At 62.5% G+C, this 18435-nt stretch carries 15 protein-coding genes; 8 read left to right on the forward strand and 7 right to left on the reverse strand.

From position 1 onward, the window contains the following. The first annotated feature begins 174 nt into the window (after nt 1-174). The 7 genes from rpsU to SZ64_RS16875 all read left to right on the forward strand — a co-directional run bounded on the left by rpsU (nt 175) and on the right by SZ64_RS16875 (nt 6834). Complete coding sequence (gene rpsU, locus SZ64_RS16845; protein WP_054531871.1) at nt 175-381, forward strand: 30S ribosomal protein S21; 207 nt, start codon at nt 175-177, stop codon at nt 379-381. An 88-nt stretch (nt 382-469) separates the two neighbouring features. Next, nucleotides 470-1030, forward strand: coding sequence for an FKBP-type peptidyl-prolyl cis-trans isomerase (locus SZ64_RS16850; RefSeq protein WP_054531872.1), 561 nt, complete (start codon nt 470-472; stop codon nt 1028-1030). 82 nt (nt 1031-1112) lie between these two features. Next, nucleotides 1113-2822 carry a DUF4153 domain-containing protein gene (locus SZ64_RS16855; protein WP_082384666.1) on the forward strand — a complete coding sequence of 570 codons (1710 nt, stop codon included), beginning with the start codon at nt 1113-1115 and terminating at the stop codon, nt 2820-2822. Nucleotides 2823-2880: 58 nt separating this feature from the next. Next, complete coding sequence (gatC, locus tag SZ64_RS16860) at nt 2881-3183, forward strand: Asp-tRNA(Asn)/Glu-tRNA(Gln) amidotransferase subunit GatC (protein ID WP_054531874.1); 303 nt, start codon at nt 2881-2883, stop codon at nt 3181-3183. Next, nucleotides 3183-4667 carry an Asp-tRNA(Asn)/Glu-tRNA(Gln) amidotransferase subunit GatA gene (gatA, locus tag SZ64_RS16865; RefSeq protein WP_054531875.1) on the forward strand — a complete coding sequence of 495 codons (1485 nt, stop codon included), beginning with the start codon at nt 3183-3185 and terminating at the stop codon, nt 4665-4667. Before gatC ends, gatA begins: the two co-directional genes overlap by 1 nt. A 183-nt stretch (nt 4668-4850) precedes the next feature. Next, complete coding sequence (gene gatB, locus SZ64_RS16870) at nt 4851-6347, forward strand: Asp-tRNA(Asn)/Glu-tRNA(Gln) amidotransferase subunit GatB (RefSeq protein ID WP_054531876.1); 1497 nt, start codon at nt 4851-4853, stop codon at nt 6345-6347. Between the two features lie 22 nt (nt 6348-6369). Then, complete coding sequence (locus tag SZ64_RS16875) at nt 6370-6834, forward strand: tRNA (cytidine(34)-2'-O)-methyltransferase (protein WP_054531877.1); 465 nt, start codon at nt 6370-6372, stop codon at nt 6832-6834. A gap of 63 nt (nt 6835-6897) precedes the next feature. Here SZ64_RS16875 and SZ64_RS16880 read toward each other — a convergent pair whose 3' ends face one another. The 6 genes from SZ64_RS16880 to SZ64_RS16905 all read right to left on the reverse strand — a co-directional run bounded on the left by SZ64_RS16880 (nt 6898) and on the right by SZ64_RS16905 (nt 14723). Further along, nucleotides 6898-7680: a hypothetical protein gene (locus tag SZ64_RS16880; RefSeq protein ID WP_054531878.1), complete on the reverse strand. Its 783-nt coding sequence runs from the start codon at nt 7678-7680 to the stop codon at nt 6898-6900. Nucleotides 7681-7705: 25 nt separating this feature from the next. Beyond that, entirely contained in the window at nt 7706-8398 is a 693-nt protein-coding gene (locus SZ64_RS16885; protein WP_054531879.1) for a hypothetical protein, read from the reverse strand. Nucleotides 8399-8400: 2 nt separating this feature from the next. After that, on the reverse strand, nt 8401-9150 hold the full coding sequence (locus tag SZ64_RS18660; RefSeq protein ID WP_156313673.1) for a hypothetical protein: 750 nt from the start codon (nt 9148-9150) through the stop codon (nt 8401-8403). Between the two features lie 98 nt (nt 9151-9248). Next, the gene (locus SZ64_RS16895) at nt 9249-9554 is read right to left on the reverse strand and encodes a hypothetical protein (RefSeq protein ID WP_054531881.1); all 306 of its coding nucleotides are present in this window, start codon (nt 9552-9554) and stop codon (nt 9249-9251) included. A 35-nt stretch (nt 9555-9589) separates the two neighbouring features. Then, on the reverse strand, nt 9590-12469 hold the full coding sequence (locus SZ64_RS16900) for a pitrilysin family protein (RefSeq protein ID WP_054531882.1): 2880 nt from the start codon (nt 12467-12469) through the stop codon (nt 9590-9592). A gap of 94 nt (nt 12470-12563) precedes the next feature. Then, a complete protein-coding gene (locus tag SZ64_RS16905; protein WP_054531883.1) occupies nt 12564-14723 on the reverse strand; it encodes an acylase in 2160 nt (719 codons plus the stop codon). A 296-nt stretch (nt 14724-15019) separates the two neighbouring features. On the opposite strand from SZ64_RS16905, the gene clpB reads away from it, so the two are divergent. Beyond that, nucleotides 15020-17599, forward strand: coding sequence for an ATP-dependent chaperone ClpB (gene clpB, locus SZ64_RS16910; protein WP_054531884.1), 2580 nt, complete (start codon nt 15020-15022; stop codon nt 17597-17599). A gap of 43 nt (nt 17600-17642) precedes the next feature. Here clpB and SZ64_RS16915 read toward each other — a convergent pair whose 3' ends face one another. After that, nucleotides 17643-18431: a hypothetical protein gene (locus tag SZ64_RS16915; protein WP_054531885.1), complete on the reverse strand. Its 789-nt coding sequence runs from the start codon at nt 18429-18431 to the stop codon at nt 17643-17645. Nucleotides 18432-18435 lie beyond the last annotated feature (4 nt).

Below are 18435 nucleotides of genomic sequence, written 5' to 3' on the forward strand. Positions count from 1 at the left end.
CAGGCCGCGCCAATTTGCTGGCTCAAATGCTTGCCTTTGGGGGCGGTTTTCGCTAGGGGCGCCCGCTATCGAGCCGTTCCTCCACGGAATCGGCCCAATTTTCGTTGATTCGTCAGGGCTGGTCCCCGCCGCTTCGCGGGGCGCCCCGGCAGTTGCTGTGAGGTGTTTGAATTTATGCAGATCATCGTTCGCGATAACAATGTCGACCAGGCCCTTCGTGCGCTCAAGAAGAAGCTGCAGCGCGAAGGCGTGTATCGCGAAATGAAGCTGCGTCGTCACTTCGAGAAGCCGAGCGAAAAGCGTGCCCGTGAAAAGGCCGCTGCCGTCCGCCGCGCCCGCAAGCTGGAGCGCAAGCGGATGGAACGCGACGGATCGAAGTAAGCGTTCAAGATCGCTTGAACCCACAGCATTGTTGAGCCAAGAGGGCGCGGCTTCAAATCCGCGCCCTTTTGCTTTTCAGGAAACGCCCATGGCCGAAGTTACCCGCGTCCCGCTCCAGCCCCTGAAGAAGGGTTCCCTTGCCAAGCTCTGGCTGGGGGTCGTGGTTGTGATTCTCCTCGGTGCCGGGCTTGCCTGGCTCACTGTGCCCAAGGGCGTTTCCGTCAAGGAAATTACGGCCGGGGTCGGCGCGGCGCCGGGTGAAACCGACGTGGTCGTTGTGAACTATGTCGGCAAGCTGGATGATGGCACGGTGTTCGATCAGGGTCAGGGCGTGCCGATCCCGCTGGGTCAGGGCACCATTGCCGGATTTGGCGAAGGCCTGACCAAGATGAAGAAGGGCGGCAAGTACACGCTGCATATTCCTTCGGAAAAGGCCTACGGTCCGGCTGAACAGAAGAACCCGATGACGGGAGAGGTCGTGATTCCCGCCAATGCGGACCTGACCTTCGAGATCGAACTGATCGATTTCATGTCCGAAGCGGACTTCCAGCGCCGGATGCAGATCCAGCAGATGATGCAGATGCAGCAGCAGGGCGGCGCGCCCGGTGGTGCGCCTGCCGGTCCGCAGGGTGCCCCTATCCCTGAATAAGCGCCGATCCCCGAATAGGGGCTGGCGTTTAAGCTGAGCCGGGGCGCTTGCCGCTGCCTCGGTGTTGGGGGATGTTCCTCTCATGGGAGAGGAACGAATCGATATGTCCGGATCGCATGCCCGCGATTGGCCTTTGCGGCCGTGGTTGCTGGCGGGGTTGCTGGGCCTTGCCGGCCTGCTGATCCACTTCACTACCGATGGCCATGATGACAGTGCGCCACACATGGCGGCTGCGGCTTTCCTGTTTTTCGGCCCGATCGCCGCCGCCTTCTCGCTTGAGCGGGAAAGGTGGAAGGAGGTTGCGACATTCGCCTTGATAGCAGGGCTTGTCATGGCCGGGCTGGCCTGGCGGGCGGTCAGCGCAGGCGATCATGCCTCGGATGAACAATACGGTTTCGGTGCCGGAGTAATCGCCAGCTTGCTGGCGCTGCCGCTGTTTCAAGCGGGCTTCCATCGCACCCGCTTTGCCACGCCCTATCGTGATACACATTTCTTCGTCTGGACCGATGCAGTCAGCGCGGCGGGGGCATTGGCATTTACGGGTCTGTCCTTCCTTCTGCTGTTCGTGCTTTCGGAACTGTTCCGCCTGATCCGGATCGAGCTGCTGCATGATCTGCTGGACAAGGGCTGGTTCGGCTGGAGCGTGGCCGGCATCGCCTTTGGTGCGGCACTGGGCACCTTGCGCAATTCGCTGAAAGTGCTGGGCGCGCTGCAATCCGTGGTGCTGCTGGTTCTCTCGCTGCTGGCGGTGCCGCTGGCTGTGGCGCTGACGATCTTCCTGATCGCGGTCGCTTTCTCCGGCCTCGACGTATTGTGGGAAGCAACGCGTAGCGCGACGCCGGTGCTGCTGGCCTGTGCGGCGGGATGCTTCATCCTGGCCAACGCCATTGTCCGCGAAGACGATACGGACATGACGCGCAATGTGGTGATGCGTGTCACTGCCTTCGTACTTGCCGTGGGCATATTGCCGCTCACCCTGCTGGCAGTGATCTCCATGGGCACGCGCGTGGTCCAATATGGCCTGTCGCCGGAGCGGCTGTGGGGCCTCACGGCCATTGCCGTGGCCTGCGCCTATGGTGTGGCGATCTGGGTTGCCGCGATCAGGGGGAAGGTTTGGGGCTGGCGCCCCTATCTGCGCCGGGCGAATCTGCATCTGGCGGTGGGGGTGAGCCTTTATGCGCTGCTGCTGGCCCTGCCGATTCTCGATTTCGCGGGCATTTCCGCTGCCAACCAGCTTTCGCGCCTGGAACGCGGCAAGGTGAGCGCGGAAGATTTCGATTACGATGCGCTCAAATGGGAATTCGGCGATGCTGGAAAGCGCGCCTTGGCAAAGCTGGCGAAGAGCAAGGATGCCGAAGTGGCCAGGCTGGCGCAGGAAGCGCAGGCTCGCAAGGAGCGGCGCTGGTCCTGGATGGAATCGCCAGTGAAGCGGGATCGACGCTTGGCCAATTTGCGTGGGTTGGGTGCGGAACCGCAGGTAAAGGCCGCGTTTGAGCAGTTCCTCAAGCAGGATAGCTGGCGCTGCAACACCCCCTGCACGGTGCTTGATCTCGGGGCCTATTCCATTGGGGATCGCCATTTCGCGCTGATCGAGGGAAGCGAGGTCCAGCATCTGCGGTTGCAGGCTGACGGTTCGCTTTTGCCGGAAGCCGCTGTCCCGCGGCCGCCGGTGCCGGCCTTGAACGATGTTGCGGCCGAAGCTCAAGGCCGAGTGCCCCAGGTCGAGGTTCGCCCGTTCAGCGGCCGCCGCATCTATGTGGATGGCAAGCCGGTGGGAGAAGCGTTCGAATAGTCGCCTTTGCGGCATCCCCGTGCTTGAAGGCGCGCCGCAGGCAAGCTAACGCGCGGCCATGTCAGTCGATAAAGCAACCGTGGCGAAGATCGCCTCGCTCGCGCGCCTCCGGATGAGCGATGAAGAGCTCGACCGGATGGTGCCGGAGTTCAACAATATCCTCGCTTGGGTGGAGCAACTCGGCGAAGTGGACGTGACGGGCATCGAACCGATGACCGCCGTGATCCCCAACAGCCTGCGCCTGCGCGATGACGTGGTAGATGCCGATCCGCTGACCGGCGGCGGCAAGCGCGATGCGGTTCTGGCCAATGCTCCCGCTGCCGAACACGGCTTCTTCGGCGTGCCCAAGGTGATCGAATAATGACTGACGTAACCGAACTCGGCGTCGCCGCCATCCGCGAAGGCGTGGCCAAGGGCGATTTTTCCGCACGCGAAGTGGCAGAAGCGTTCAACGCCAATATCGCCGCCGCGCAGGACGCGCTCAACGCCTTCATCGTCGCCACGCCTGAAAAGGCGCTGGAAGCGGCGGACAAGGTCGATGCGGATCGCGCTGCGGGCAAGGCGCTCGGCAAGATGGCCGGCGTGCCCATCGGCATGAAGGATCTGTTCGCCACGCAGGGCGTGCAGACCACGGCGGCCAGCCACATTCTGGAAGGCTTCAGCCCGGAATATGAAAGCACCGTGTCCCGCAAGCTGTGGGAAGCGGGCGCAGGCATGCTGGGCAAGCTGAACCTTGACCAGTTCGCCATGGGTTCGTCGAACGAGACGAGCTATTTCGGCAATGTGATTTCGCCCTGGCGCAAGCAGGGCAGCAATGCCGCGCTCGCCCCGGGCGGTTCCTCGGGCGGTTCCAGCGCGGCGGTGTCCGCGCGTCTCGCGCCTGCGGCTACCGGCACGGACACCGGCGGCTCTATCCGTCAGCCCGCCGCTTTCACTGGCATTTCGGGCATCAAGCCAACCTATGGCCGTTGCAGCCGCTGGGGCATCGTGGCCTTTGCCAGTTCGCTCGATCAGGCAGGCCCGATGGCCCGCGACGTGCGTGACTGCGCGATCATGCTGGAAGCCATGGCGGGTTTCGACCCAAAGGACGCGACCAGCCTCGATCTGCCGGTACCCGAATGGGAAGCCGGGCTGAATGCCGATCTCAAGGGCAAGAAGGTAGGCATTCCGCGCGAATACCGCATGGACGGGATGGACGCCGAAGTCGCCAAGAGCTGGGACCAGGGCATCGCCTGGCTGAAGGATGCGGGGGCCGAGATCGTCGACATCTCCCTGCCGCACACCAAATATGCCCTGCCGACCTATTACATCATAGCCCCGGCAGAAGCCTCGTCCAACCTCGCCCGTTATGACGGCGTGCGGTATGGTCTGCGCGATCTGCCCGATGGTGCCGGCCTGCAGGACATGTATGCAGCAACCCGCGCCGCCGGTTTCGGCGACGAGGTGAAGCGCCGCATCCTGATCGGCACCTATGTGCTCAGCGCCGGTTTCTATGACGCCTATTACACACAGGCGCAGAAGGTCCGCACGCTGATCAGCCATGATTTCAAGAACGCCTTCACCGAATGTGACGTGATCCTGGCGCCGACCACGCCCACCGCCAGCTTCCCGCTGGGTGACAAGCTGGACGATCCGCTGGCCATGTATCTGAATGACGTGTTCTCGGTTCCTGCCTCGCTGGCGGGCCTGCCGGCCATGTCGGTTCCGGCTGGGCTGAACAGTGAAGGCCTGCCGCTGGGCCTCCAGCTGATCGGCAAGGCCTTTGACGAACAGGGTGTGCTGAATGCAGGGCTAGCCATCGAACAACGGGCTGGCTTCGCGGCCAAGCCGGAGAAGTGGTGGTGAGCTTTGCGGCTGACGTCATCTCGGTGACAGTTTCTGTCATCGAAGGCGTCGGCGATGCATGGCTGAAATTGAGCAAGCGGCGGCCAAAGCGATATGCGCCCAGGCCGGAAAGCGAACAGGACGAAAGTCCAGAACTTCCCCGGCTGACGAAGCGGAAGTAGCGGGACTAAGACGGAAAAACCTATGAGCGAATATCGCATCCAGGGCGCAACGGGCGAATGGGAGGTCGTGATCGGCCTCGAAGTCCATGCGCAGGTCACCAGCAATTCCAAGCTGTTCTCGGGCGCGGCCACGGCTTTCGGCGCGGAGCCGAACAGTCAGGTGTCGCTGGTCGATGCGGCCATGCCCGGCATGCTGCCCGTGCCCAACCGCGAATGTATCCGCCAGGCCGTTCGCACCGGCATGGCGATCAACGCCCAGATCAACAAATGGAGCCGGTTCGACCGCAAGAACTACTTCTACGCCGATCTTCCGCAGGGCTATCAGATCAGCCAGCTCTATCATCCGCTGGTGGGTGAAGGCAGCCTTGAAGTGATCCTCGACGAGAAGGATCCGGAAGGCAGCACCAAGACCATCGGGATCGAACGCATCCATGTGGAACAGGACGCAGGCAAGCTGATGCACGATCAGCACCCCACCATGTCCTATGTCGATTTGAACCGCTCGGGCGTGGCGCTGATGGAAATCGTCAGCCGCCCGGATATGCGCAGCCCGGCCGAAGCGGGGGCATATCTCGCCAAGCTGCGCTCGATCCTGCGCTATGTCGGCTCGTGCGACGGCAATATGGATCAGGGCTCGATGCGCGCGGACGTGAACGTTTCGGTGCGCAAGCCCGGCGAGCCGTTCGGCACGCGCACGGAAACCAAGAACGTCAATTCGGTCCGCTTCGTGATGGCGGTTGTCGAAAGCGAAGCGCGTCGTCAGGTCGATCTGATCGAGAGCGGCGGCACGGTGGTGCAGGAAACCCGGCTCTATGATCCGGACAAGAACACCACCCGGTCCATGCGCAGCAAGGAAGATGCGCATGATTACCGCTACTTCCCCGATCCGGATTTGTTGCCGCTGGAGCTGGACGATGCATTCCTGGAGGAATGCCGCGCCTCTCTGCCCGAACTGCCGGATGCCAAGCGGCACCGTTATGAATCCGGGCTGGGGCTGTCTGCCTATGCTGCGGGTGTCCTGACCGCTGACGTGGAAACGGCGCGTTGGTTCGAAGCGCTCGTCGCCGCGGCCGCCGCCAAGGCTGGCAAGCCGGAAGCGGACCTTGCCAAGCAGGCTTCGAACTGGCTCATTTCCGAACTGTTCGGCGCGCTCAACAAGCTGGGCAAGAGCCTGGGCGACAGTCCGGTTTCGCCCGATGCCGGGGCCGAACTGCTGGCGCTGATCGCGGACGGCACAATCTCTGGCTCGATTGCCAAGCAGGTTCTGGAGAAGATGCTGGAAACGGGCGACGGCGCAGCCGCGATCGTGGAGCGCGAAGGCCTCAAGCAGGAAAGCGACACTGGAGCCATCGAGGCAGCGGTGGACGGCGTTCTGGCCGCCAATGGCGACAAGGTGGAACAGTATAAGGGCGGCAAGGAAGCCCTGTTCGGCTTCTTCGTGGGCCAGACGATGAAGGCCATGCAGGGCAAGGCCAACCCGCAGGTGGTGAACGAACTGCTGAAGAAGAAGCTGGGGTGAGTAGCCCCGCGGGGAGCGGGCGATGCCGCTGAGCATCGTCCTCGTCCAGCCGGAGATTCCCGGAAATACCGGCGCGGTGGGGCGCACCTGCGTGGCGCTCGGCGCCGAACTGGTGCTGATCCACCCGCTGGGTTTCGAGATTTCCGATACGCGCGTGAAGCGCTCCGGCCTAGATTACTGGCCCCATGTGCGGCTGGCCGAGTTTCCCAGCTGGGATGCCTTTCTGGCCGAACGACAGCCGCGTGCGGAGCAGATGTTCCTGTTTGAGGAACATGGCTCAAGCTCGTTCTACGATGCGGACTATCCCGAGGATGCCATTCTGGTGTTCGGGAAGGAAACCACGGGCATCCCCGAAGCGATCTGGCGCGCCTTCCCCGGCCGCCAATTCCACCTGCCCATGCGCTCTGACAAGATCCGCTCGCTCAACCTTGCGAATACGGTTGCGGCGGCGGCCTATCAGGCGATGCGGGGGTATTTCAGAAGCTGAGATCCGCTGTTGGGGACAAGAGGCAGGATCGTTTCGGCGAAGCGATCCTGCCTGCCTGTGTGCTTAGGCCCCTTTCTTGGACTTCTTTGCCGCGGCAAGTTTGGTCCGGGCATTGTTCGCATATTCGGTGAAGTTCAGCTTGTATTTGGTGACAAGCTCATCAAGCGCGGCCACTGCATCCTCGCCCTCTTTGGGCGGGAACAAACTGAGGCCGTTGCCGCCCCAGGCCTTGTATTCAGTGTCGATCTTCTGATCTGATCCGAAGTCGCGGAACATGAACAGGGTACGCAGAGACCTGCCATAGATCATGGCTTTCTGGTAGAACACATCTGCCACTATCAGCTCCGAGTAGCATGACGCTTGGGAGTCTGAGCGGCGCGTCTTTACCTTGTTCATGGTCTTGCGTTCCAGCGGCTGGGCGTGCAGCACCACCGTCGTGCCAGGCGTCAGGGAAAGCTCCTTGCGCAAATCGATCTGGAGGAGCGCGTCAAGCTGGCTTGGGCTGTCGAGTGCGCTCGAGATCAACGTCTTGTTGTTCGCATCGGTGCCGCTGTGCAGCATGGCATCGATCAGGCCGCCGCCAAGCAATCCCGTCGTAATCGAGGTCATCCGTTCCGCCGGCCAAAGATGCAATTCGCAGCCGTCCGCCGGGGCAGAGGTGGGAGCCAGGCCAAATTCGCTGGTGAGTTGCCCTACAGCAGCTTCATTCGCGGCGCGCAATTCAGCGGCAGCTGCGTCCGCGGCTGCCTGTTCTTCAGGCGTCAACACCTTCTCTTTGGCCAGCGCGGGTACGGCAGACAGGCTTATGGCAACGGCAATCATGCCGCTGATGGATTTCAGTTTCATTGGAAATACCCCCTTATTGTCCATTTCAATTATCACGCATTTTTCTTTTGGGCGGTGGGTTCAACGCCTTGCCGAACTCACCAAGCGCTTCTGAATACTGATCGGCCAGTTCTCTGAAGCTGGCTTCCTGTTCCGCTTCTTCCTTCGGTGGAAACAGTTTGAGGCGACGCTGCGAATAGGCGCCGAAGCTGCGCGTCGGGGTATCCGAACCATCGAACTGGCGAAAACGGAACAGTGCCTTCAGAAAGCGACCATCAACGAAATCCTGCTGAAAGAAGATGTCGTCAGTCACCAGTTCGGCATAACAGGGTGGGGCATCCGGCACATGCGGCCCCTTCGCCTTGCGAATTTGGGCACTGGTCAGAACATCGTCATGGACGATGAGTTTGTAGCCTTTGAGAGACAGGATTTCTGCCAAGGGGCTGGCGCGCAACCTTGCCGCCTGTTCGGCAGTCGATAATGGGTCGGGTGGCAGTTTGCGATAGCCGTCACGGCCCTGGACGGCGCCGTCTGTAATCCCGCCATGGAACCAGCCATGGTAAGTCGAGCGAAGGCTGTTTGCTGGCCATGCATGCAGCTCGCAAACTGTCGTTTGCGGAGCGTCGGCACTTTGGCTCGTCGCCGTTTCGCCATTGTCCTCGGCAGTGGCCGGGATGGCTGTGCAGGCAAGCAGTATGACGGGCAGCATCAGGAGATGTGCATTGTATCGCGGCTGCATGATCAGTTCTTCTTCCGGGGGCTGCTGAGAAAACCGGCAAATTTTTCGATGTTTTGAATCAACGCGCCGGGCAATTCGGCATCGCTTGCCGGAATGTCTGCCTTCTCCCCATCGCGGAAATTGTGCAGCTTCGTTTCGACCCAGGTTGAAAGATGGCGGACGGGAAGGTCGCTATCGGGGCTGAACTGGCGGAAATGAATGTAGCTCTTGAGAGATTGTCCGCGTGCAGTCACCCGGGAGAACACGACATCGCTGAGGACGAGGTCGGCGTAACAGGCTGGTACGTCATTGAGGTAGGGTGTCTTGATCTTGCGCTGGGTATGGTCGTCAAGCGCCTCATCATGAATGATGACTTGGAAATTCGGCAAATCCATCAAGCTGGTGAGCGGCAGTTGCCTGAACAGTTCGGCTTGTTGCGCGGATGCGAGGGGAGCGGGACGGATGCCGGTCTGGGGCGGGATGAGGCTGGCGTCTCCTGTCCCTTTGTCAATGTTATGTGTTCCTGAAAATGCGATCCACGTTCTTGCGCTCGCCTCCGGTAGAGTTCCGCCTCCTGCAAAATTATCCCATAATTTCAGATTATTGACGGAAAGCCTTGGGGCGGGCCAAACATGGAGTTGGCAAGGGGCGGAATTCGTCGAATCTTCTGCGATAGGGGGTGCGACGTCTTCGCTATTCGCGGCAGAAGGCGATTGCGCAGCAATGGCCACCGCTACGGCCAATGCCACCGCCTTGCGGTTTCCAATATTCACGCGACCCCCCGTTTGGACTCGTGACTAACGGAAGCTGATTAAAAGCAAAAAAGACTGGCGCAAATTCAGATTGCACCAGTCCCGAGCAATCTACGAAGTCACCCCTTGCGGGAGCCCGTCATCGGCATGGCGCCGAAGGCACCGGCATTGACGGTACCGGTCAGCGTGTCGCCGTCGATCGTGGCGGTGGCTTCGAGGGTGAGCGGCATGGGCACGGTCATGTCCATCTTCCAGGTCAGCGTGTTGCCGTCGATCTTGCCTTCCTTCACTTCCAGCGAGCCGAGCGGACCGGCGTTGAGGCCGGTGAAGGTGGCGCCGTCATCGGAAGGGACGACAGTGAAAGTGCTGGTCTGGTCGCCCATCGGGGTCTTGGTCAGGCATTCATAGGTACCGGCAACGGACATGGTGTTCTCCTCTCAAAAGGGGCAAGCGGCGGGGCTTACTCCGCCTCACTTACATTGCTGTCAGTATCGGCATATTCAACCGGCATGTCCAGTCCCGCAAGCTGCTGGTCGATCACCTTGCGGTCCCCCACCACAATGATCGCCAGATCGGCAGGCTGGAGATATTGCCGGGCCGCCGCGTCGATCGCCTCCTTGGTCACGGAGCGATAGATTTCCGGCAGCTTCACCTGATAATTGTCGGGACGGCCATAGAGGCGGTTCGAAAGCAGCGCGCCCAGAACCTGCCCGTTGGTCTGGTAACGGTTGGGCATGCCGCGGATATTACCATCGGTCACGCGCTGGAATTCGGTGTCCTCCACCGGGCGGGCGACGGGGAAAGCTGCCATGTTATCGAGGATCAGCCTGATCGAATCCGCCGTCTTGTCCGACTGGACCTGCGTGTAGACCAGCAGTGCCTCCGGACCCTGATTGCGCATGATCTGGCTACCCACGCCATAGCTCCAGCCCTTGTCCTCGCGCAGGTCGAGATTGAGGCGGGAAAGGAAGCCGTCGCCGATCACCTCATTGGCAAGGTCCAGCGCTTCCTGCCCCTGCTGCTTGCCGGTGAGCGGCAGAACGCGGCCGAAGACCAGCACGGACTGCGGCGAATTGGGCCGGTCGATCACTACCAGGCGGCGCTTGGGCGCAGGGGTGGCTGCGGCCAGATCCTTGCGCGGCGGCATGGAGCGGACGCCCGGCCAGTGGCCGAACGTGGCATTGAGCTGGGGCAGCAGCTTGTCCATCGTGATGTCGCCCACCACGGTGATGCTGGCAAGATCGGGCCGCAGCCAGCGGCGATGCTCGGCAGAGATTGCCTCGGGCGTCAGGGCGGAAATCACGCTCTCGTCACCCAGCCCGCCGACCGTGCCATAGGGATGGGAGGGGCCGTAGAGGATCGGCCGCAGTGCGCGGGTGGCAAGGCCGAAGGGCGATGCCTTTTCCTGTGCGATGTCGGCCAGCCGCTGGTCCTTCACGCGGGCGACGTCCTCCGCCTTGAAGGCCGGATTGCGCACCATGTCCGCCATGAGTTCCAGCGAGGGCGTGAGATTGGCGGTGAGCGCCGTGAGTGAGACGGAGCTGGTATCGAGGTCCGACCCGGTGCCGATGGAGGCGCCCAGCCGTTCCTGTTCCTCCGCGATCTGCACCGCGCTGCGGGTGGTGGTGCCTTCTTCCAGCAGGTCCATCATCAGTGACTGGGTGCCGGCCGCTTCAGTGCCGTCGGCGGCAAAGCCGGCATCGAATGAGAGCTGGACGGAAACTTTGGGAATGGCTGTGCGGCGAGCAAGGGCAACGGTGATGCCATTATCCAGCTTTGCTCGTTCGATGCCGGGGAAGGTAAGCTCTCCCACGTCGGCCACGGGCGGATAATCGCGCGGGGCACTGCGCTGCACATCGGGCACGGGGCGCTTGGCATCGGGCAGGGGCGCAGGCGTAGTGCCTTCATCACCCCAGCCGCCCATCGTGCCGCCATCATCTGTGCGCTCGCCCGGCACCACGGCCAGACGGTAGGAGGGGCGAGTGAGCCAGCGCTGCATGGACTGCTGCACATCGGCAGGTGTCAGGGCGGCCATGCGCTGCAGCTCATGCTTGTAGTTCGCCGGATCGCCTGCGTAGAGCAGCCCCTCCGCCAGGGTCGCGCCCTTGCCGGAAAATCCGCCGACCACTTCCAGTGCGCCGATCTGGGCAGAGACGGTCTGGGTGGCGGCACGCTGCAATTCATCGGCTGTGGGGCCATTGGCCACCAGATCGGCGATGATCTCGTCCAACCGCTTTTCCGCCTGTGCCCGGTCCACGCCGGGCTTCACGTCCATTTCCACCTGCAGGAAGCTCAGCTGTTCGAATTGCTGGGCACCGGCGGAAACGCGCACGGCCAGCTGCTCGTCGCGCACCAGCGCATTGTCGAGGCGGGAACTGGCAAGTCCGCCCAGCACATGCATGCCGATGGCCAAAGGCACGGCATCCGGGCTGGTCAGGGCAGGGCCAGTCCATGCGCGATAGATGCGCGTCACTGGCACCTGATCGGTCATCTCGCGGGTGACGGGTGAGGCAAGGGTGACGGGTTCGGCCGCGATCTTGGCAATGTCCGGCCCGCGCGGAATGTCGCCGAACCATTTTTCCACCTTGGGCCGCGCGGTGGCGGCATCGATGTCGCCCGACAGGACCAGCACGACATTGTTCGGCCCGTAATTGTCAGTGAACCACTTGCGCACATCGGTGATGCTGGCCGCATCGAGGTCCGCCATCGAACCGATGGTGGAATGGCGATAGGGGTGGCCAACGGGCAGCAGCCCTTCGTTGAGCGCATAATCGACCAGACCATAGGGCTGGTTATCGCCCTGCCGCTTCTCGTTCTGGACGACGCCGCGCTGCTTATCGAGCTTGTCCTGCGTCACCGCGCCCAGCAGGTGCCCCATGCGGTCGCTTTCCATGAACAGGGCCAGGTCCAGCGCGCCGGTGGGTACGGTTTCGATATAGTTCGTCCGGTCGAACCAGGTGGAACCATTGGTGGAGGTGGAGCCGGCGGCTTCCAGCGGAATGTCGAAATTCTCGACGTTCTCCGATCCGCCGAACATCAGATGTTCGAACAGATGGGCAAAGCCGGTGCGACCGCGCGGTTCGTGCTTCGATCCCACGCGGTAATAGATCGTCACACCTACGACCGGCGCCTTGCGGTCTGTATGGACGATGGTGGTCAGCCCGTTGGGCAGAGTGAAGCTCTCATAGGGAATGTCCACTTGCTGGACGAGCCCGGCCAGCGGCGCGGGCTGAACTGCGGGCGCGCTCTTGAGCGAGGCCTGCGTGGATGCTCCGCTGCAGGAGGCAAGCGCCAGCGAGGCCGTGAGCGTGAGGAAGACGGGGGCGAATTTGCGGCGCATGGTCAGTCCCTTGATATGCGGCGGGTTCCGGCCCTTGCTCCGCAGGGCAGGGGAATAGGAACCTTCGAAACTATCCCGCAGGCCTAACGCCTGCTCAGCCGCTCGTCACTTCATATCGACGAACGGCATGTTTCAGCGCATCGGCGCGTTCGAACCACACGGGCTTGCGCTGCCTTGCCACGAACAGGGCGGACTGGTCCGTATAATGCGGGCTGTCCGGCCGGGTTGTGGCACTGCCGAAAGGCATGACGGAAGTGGAGCGGACCTTGCCGTCCTTGCCCCATTCCACGAACATGATGAAACTGTCGCCATGCTTCACCGATGCCCGGCCATCGGGCGCAAGGTCGAAATTGGTGGCCGCGCGCAAAGTGTCGCTGCCGCCGTCGTACGGCAGGTCGGTTTCGCCTTGCCGCAGCCGCAGGAACTCGCCCAGCGGCGGGTCCAGGCGGCCGAAATGCTCCATCAGGTGATGGGCAGCAAATGCCAGATGCGCGCGCGGATCGGGCAGGGGCGTGTTGTTGTAATCCGAACGGCTCGCTTCGTTCAGGATCAGCCCGGCCAGCGCATCGGCGCGGCCCTTGCCGTCAGAATTGTAATCCCATTCGCCCAGCAGTTTCTGTGCCTTTGCCAGCAGCGGATCGCCTGAGACGTCCAGCGCTGCGATCCCGTCCAGCATCTGGGCGACATAGCCTGCGCGTTCCCAGCCGGTATCGTATTTGATCCGCTCCAGCACCAGCAGGCCTATCGGCCCCTGTATCTGTGCGAACAGTTTCTGTGCGCGGCGGGCGCGGTTGGTCATGGTCAGTTCCACGCCATATTCCGGGGGCACACTGGAAGGCGAAAGGTCGCTCTGCCCGGCAGCGGCGAAGGGCGTGTTGTTGGCGTTCCAGAGAAAGCCCGATGCCGGGTTGAGGTAGAAGGGGATCTTTTCGAACGGCACTATGCTGCGCCAGACCAGGTCCGACCGGTCCCCCGGCAGGACCCGCCGCCAGTCCGGCCCGGCGATCCGTTCGGGCAAGGCAGCATTGTAATGATAGGCGATATTGCCCGCCGCATCGGCATAGATGAAATTGGTGGACGGCACAGCCTGCATGGCCAGCGCCGCCCGCCATTCGGCATAATTGCGGGCCTTGTTCAGGCGGAAATATTCCTCCAGCTGGCCGATCCCGCCCATCCCGCCATAACGGATGGCAAAGGCGCCCTTGGGGCCTTTCACCACCGGCCCATGCTCGCTGCTCCACACGGTGCGGCGGATGGGCAGGGTGATCGGGCCGAGCTTGACTGGCAGGACGATGTCCCGGCGTTCCAGATCGTGCCACTTGCCATCCAGCCGGTATTTCGTGCCGCTGGGATCGAGCACCAGCCGATAGGCATCGATGATGTCCGGGCGGTTGACCGTGTTGGTCCAGCCGAGCGTCTCGTTATGGCCCAGCAGGGGGAAGGGCGCGCCGGGGAAGGTGGCCCCGGCATAGTGCCAGCCCTCATCGCTCTCCACCACCAGCTCATACCAGGCGACCGGCCCGCGCCATGGCTGGTGAGTATTGGAAACGAGCCGCGTGGCGCCGTCGCCGCTGCGGGAAGGGGCGATGGCGAAGGCGTTGGAGCCATTGTCGTCCGATCCTTCCCCCAGTGGGGTCAGCGGCGGATTGCCGGGCTTTCCGGTGTCGAACACCGGGCCGAAATCCACTGCCGGGTCTTCCCCTTCGGCCAGCGGGGCGATCACCCGGTCCAGCCCGAAGAAGAAGGGCTGGCGCAGGGCAAAGCCGGTGGCGATGTCCAGCCCGTCCACCGGGAAGAGATTGCCCAGCTTCACTTCGCCGGGGTGGGCCTTGGCATAGGTATTGAGGCCGGTGGCATAGGCATCCAGCAGGGCGTGAATATCGGCAGGCAGCTTGCCATATTCCCGCTCCGCCGTGCCGCGTGCGTCGATCAGGTGATAGGCGAAGTCCACTGCCGCCCCGTCCTTGCCGATCACCGCGCCATAGCGGCCGCGCGTCATCGCGATCACATCCTGCAGGGTGGAAAAATCGTCTTCCGCATGGGCCATGGCGATGCCGAAGGCGACATCGGCGTCCCGCTTGCCGTGGATATGCGGCACGCCCCATTCGTCGCGCAGGATTTCGGCGCGATAGGTCACGCCGGTTGGCGCTTTCGCAGGGCTGGCGGCGAAGGGTTCCCATGTGGCGAGGCCGATGAAGGCAAGGGCGATGAGCGCAAGCACGCCCCAGCCGATCCGCGCGATCCACCGCTTCATCCCCGTTCTCCCCTGACCGGGCGCGGCCTTTGCGGCTGCGCATTTTCGTTTGAAACTTTCCTACACGGCCCGGCCCGGTCTAGACAATCGCGATAAGTCGCGCCTGCCTTTCAGCACCTGTCACGCTGATTTGACGCGTATCAGTGAGGGCCGGGAATTTTTACGCGATGGGTCCGTAACATGTGTAACACCTCACCATATGCGGCTGGCACACGGGCTGACAAAAATCCGGGACGAGGGCTTGTGTTGCCAAAGTGCAACACCATATCTAGGCGGAAAGGTATTGAGGGCACCCCATGAATCTCGAAAAATTCACCGATCGCGCCAAGGGTTTCCTGCAGAGCGCACAGACCGTTGCCATCCGCATGAGCCATCAGCGGATCGCCCCCGAACATCTGCTGAAGGCCTTGCTGGAAGATAGCGAGGGTATGGCCGCGCAGCTTATCCAGCGCGCGGGCGGCAACGCGCACATCGCCACTGCCGAAGTGGACAAGGCGCTGGCCAAGATCGCTTCCGTTTCCGGCAGCGGCGCGCAGTCAACGCCGGGCCTCGACAATGATACGGTCCGTATTCTCGATCAAGCGGAACAGCTTGCATCGAAGGCGGGCGACAGCTTCGTGCCGGTGCAGCGCATCGTTCAGGCGATGGCGCTGGCCACCACTACGGCCGCCGGGCAGGCACTGAAGGCCGCGAATGTCGATGCCAAGGCGCTGGAAGCGGCGATCCAGGAAGTGACCGGCGGCCGCGCCGCGCATTCCGCGGGCGCCGAAGAAAGCTATGACGCGATGAAGAAATATGCCCGCGACCTGACCGAGGCCGCGCGCGCCGGCAAGCTTGATCCGGTGATTGGCCGTGACGAGGAAATCCGCCGCACGGTGCAGATCCTTGCGCGCCGCACCAAGAACAACCCCGTGCTGATCGGCGATCCCGGCGTCGGCAAGACGGCCATCGTCGAAGGCCTTGCCCTGCGCATCGCCAATGGCGACGTGCCGGACAGCCTGAAGGACCGCAAGCTGATGGCGCTCGACATGGGCGCGCTGATCGCGGGCGCGAAATATCGCGGCGAGTTCGAGGAACGGCTCAAGGCCGTGCTGGACGAAGTGAAGGGCGCCGAAGGCGAGATCATCCTGTTCATCGACGAGATGCACACGTTGATCGGCGCGGGCGCCTCCGAAGGCTCGATGGACGCAGGCAATCTGCTCAAGCCCGCCCTTGCGCGCGGCGAGTTGCACTGCATCGGCGCGACCACGCTCGACGAGTACCAGAAGTATGTCGAGAAGGACGCTGCCCTGCAGCGCCGTTTCCAGCCGGTCTATGTCGGGGAACCGACCGTGGAGGATACGATCAGCATCCTGCGCGGGCTGAAGGAAAAGTATGAGCTGCATCACGGCGTGCGCATCACCGATGGCGCGATCGTGGCTTCGGCGACGCTTTCCAACCGCTACATCACCAATCGCTTCCTGCCCGACAAGGCGATCGACCTGATGGACGAGGCCGCCAGCCGCATCCGCATGGAAGTGGAGAGCAAGCCTGAGGAAATCGAGAAGCTGGATCGCAAGATCATTCAGCTCAAGATCGAGGAAATGGCCCTCTCCAAGGAGACGGACACCGCTTCCAAGGATCGGCTGGATGCCCTGCGTGAAGAACTGGCCAATCTCGAACAGCAGTCGAGCGAACTGACCACGCGCTGGCAGAACGAGCGCGACAAGATCGCTGCCGAAGGCAAGATCAAGGAAGAGCTGGACTCTGCCCGGCTGGAACTGGAACAGGCTCAGCGTCAGGGCGATCTCGCCAAGGCGGGCGAGCTTTCCTACGGCCGGATTCCCGAGCTGGAAAAGAAGCTGGCCGAAGCCCAGTCCCAGTCGCAGAACGCCCTGCTGCGCGAGGAAGTGACTGAGGACGACATCGCTGCCGTAGTCAGCAAGTGGACCGGCGTGCCGGTCGACAAGATGATGGAAGGCGAGCGCGAGAAGCTGCTCCAGATGGAGCAGGTGATCGGCAAGCGGGTCATCGGCCAGCAGGCTGCGGTAGAGGCGGTGTCCAAGGCTGTGCGCCGTGCGCGTGCAGGCCTTCAGGATCCGAACCGTCCGCTGGGCAGCTTCCTGTTCCTTGGCCCCACGGGCGTCGGCAAGACCGAACTGACCAAGGCCCTGGCGGAGTTCCTGTTCGACGACGATAGCGCGATGGTTCGCATCGACATGTCGGAGTTCATGGAGAAGCACGCGGTGGCCCGCCTGATCGGCGCTCCTCCGGGCTATGTCGGCTATGAGGAAGGTGGCGTGCTGACCGAAGCGGTGCGGCGCCGGCCCTATCAGGTCGTGCTGTTCGACGAGGTCGAGAAGGCGCATCCGGACGTGTTCAACGTGCTGCTGCAGGTGCTGGACGATGGCCGCCTGACCGATGGACAGGGCCGCGTGGTGGACTTCTCCAACACGCTGATCATCCTCACCAGTAATCTGGGAAGCCAGTATCTGGCGAACATGGCTGACGGGCAGGACGTTTCGGCAGTCGAACCGCAGGTGATGGAAGTGGTGCGGGCGCATTTCCGCCCCGAATTCCTCAACCGTCTGGATGAGATCATTCTGTTCCACCGCCTGAGCCAGGCGAATATGGAACCGATCGTCGATATCCAGGTAGGCCGGGTGCAGAAGCTGCTGAAGGACCGCAAGATCACGCTCGACCTCACCGAGGCGGCGCGGCGCTGGCTGGGCCGGGTAGGCTACGATCCGGTCTACGGCGCAAGGCCGCTCAAGCGGGCAGTGCAGCGTTATCTGCAGGATCCGCTGGCGGAGAAGCTGCTGGCCGGGGAAATCCCCGACGGTTCGACTGTCAATGTGGACGAAGGCGACGGCGCGCTGAGCATCGCCGTGAGCTGATACTGGACGGCCCCCGCTCGAGTGAGCTGGGGGCCGTTTGCGTTCAGGCGTATCCCAGCAATTCGCGCAGGCCCGGGGCGGCAAAGTCCACCAGTTTGCGGTGCTTCTCGCCAAGTACCTTGGGCACGGCACTGCCGGCATTGGACAGGTTCTCACTCGCGGTGGAGCTTTGCTTGCGGTCGGCCCCTATCCGCACGCGCTCGCGCCAGTCATCGGGCACACTGGCAAGGCCGCAAGCTTCGAACAGGCCCATGAAGAAGCTTTCCGCGCCGGCGCCGTCCAGGTCTTTCAGCGCGGCGATAATGTCTTCATAGCGGACAATCGGGCAGCCTGCGCCCATCCAGCTGACGGCATTATGCATATACATGTCGCGCAGGCTCATGCTCTTCTTCTGGACCCCGAAGATCATCAGGGTAATCAGCGCATCGACTGACAGGCGCTGGCTCTTCACCAGCATGGAATTGTCGCCGAATTCGTCTGAAAGGAAGAAGCGGGCTCGCGCCAGAACCCAGCTATAGGGATCGCGGACCAGCACGATCGTGCGCGCGGAAGAGGTCTCGACTGCCGAAACGTCAGAAAAGAGCAGGTGGCCCCAGCTCAGCATTCGGCGCTCCGGCTCGAACGCCATGAGGTGCTGCTGGAGGTTGCCCCACTGGATGAACTGCGTCTTGTATTGATCTTCCACCGGAACGAACATCCGCATGATGTTGCGCAGCAGGTGAGTGCCTGATTTGGGCACGCTGTTGAGGAAGAGCGGGCCGGGCAGGCGGGCCTGTTCGAACTTCCGGTTCTCTTCGTCGAGAGTGTCAGGTTTCAGGCGGATACGAACCATGCTG

The organism is Erythrobacter sp. SG61-1L (genome assembly GCF_001305965.1).
GTDB lineage: Bacteria > Pseudomonadota > Alphaproteobacteria > Sphingomonadales > Sphingomonadaceae > Andeanibacterium.

Excerpts from the sequence above, each read along its gene's own strand:
- rpsU (WP_054531871.1), top strand. The coding sequence starts at position 175 with ATGCAGATCATCGTTCGCGATAACAATGTCGACCAGGCCCTTCGTGCG.
- SZ64_RS16850 (WP_054531872.1), top strand. The coding sequence starts at position 470 with ATGGCCGAAGTTACCCGCGTCCCGCTCCAGCCCCTGAAGAAGGGTTCC.
- SZ64_RS16855 (WP_082384666.1), top strand. The coding sequence starts at position 1,113 with ATGGGAGAGGAACGAATCGATATGTCCGGATCGCATGCCCGCGATTGG.
- gatC (WP_054531874.1), top strand. The coding sequence starts at position 2,881 with ATGTCAGTCGATAAAGCAACCGTGGCGAAGATCGCCTCGCTCGCGCGC.
- gatA (WP_054531875.1), top strand. The coding sequence starts at position 3,183 with ATGACTGACGTAACCGAACTCGGCGTCGCCGCCATCCGCGAAGGCGTG.
- gatB (WP_054531876.1), top strand. The coding sequence starts at position 4,851 with ATGAGCGAATATCGCATCCAGGGCGCAACGGGCGAATGGGAGGTCGTG.
- SZ64_RS16875 (WP_054531877.1), top strand. The coding sequence starts at position 6,370 with ATGCCGCTGAGCATCGTCCTCGTCCAGCCGGAGATTCCCGGAAATACC.
- SZ64_RS16880 (WP_054531878.1), bottom strand. The coding sequence starts at position 7,680 with ATGAAACTGAAATCCATCAGCGGCATGATTGCCGTTGCCATAAGCCTG.
- SZ64_RS16885 (WP_054531879.1), bottom strand. The coding sequence starts at position 8,398 with ATGCAGCCGCGATACAATGCACATCTCCTGATGCTGCCCGTCATACTG.
- SZ64_RS16895 (WP_054531881.1), bottom strand. The coding sequence starts at position 9,554 with ATGTCCGTTGCCGGTACCTATGAATGCCTGACCAAGACCCCGATGGGC.
- SZ64_RS16900 (WP_054531882.1), bottom strand. The coding sequence starts at position 12,469 with ATGCGCCGCAAATTCGCCCCCGTCTTCCTCACGCTCACGGCCTCGCTG.
- SZ64_RS16905 (WP_054531883.1), bottom strand. The coding sequence starts at position 14,723 with ATGAAGCGGTGGATCGCGCGGATCGGCTGGGGCGTGCTTGCGCTCATC.
- clpB (WP_054531884.1), top strand. The coding sequence starts at position 15,020 with ATGAATCTCGAAAAATTCACCGATCGCGCCAAGGGTTTCCTGCAGAGC.
- SZ64_RS16915 (WP_054531885.1), bottom strand. The coding sequence starts at position 18,431 with ATGGTTCGTATCCGCCTGAAACCTGACACTCTCGACGAAGAGAACCGG.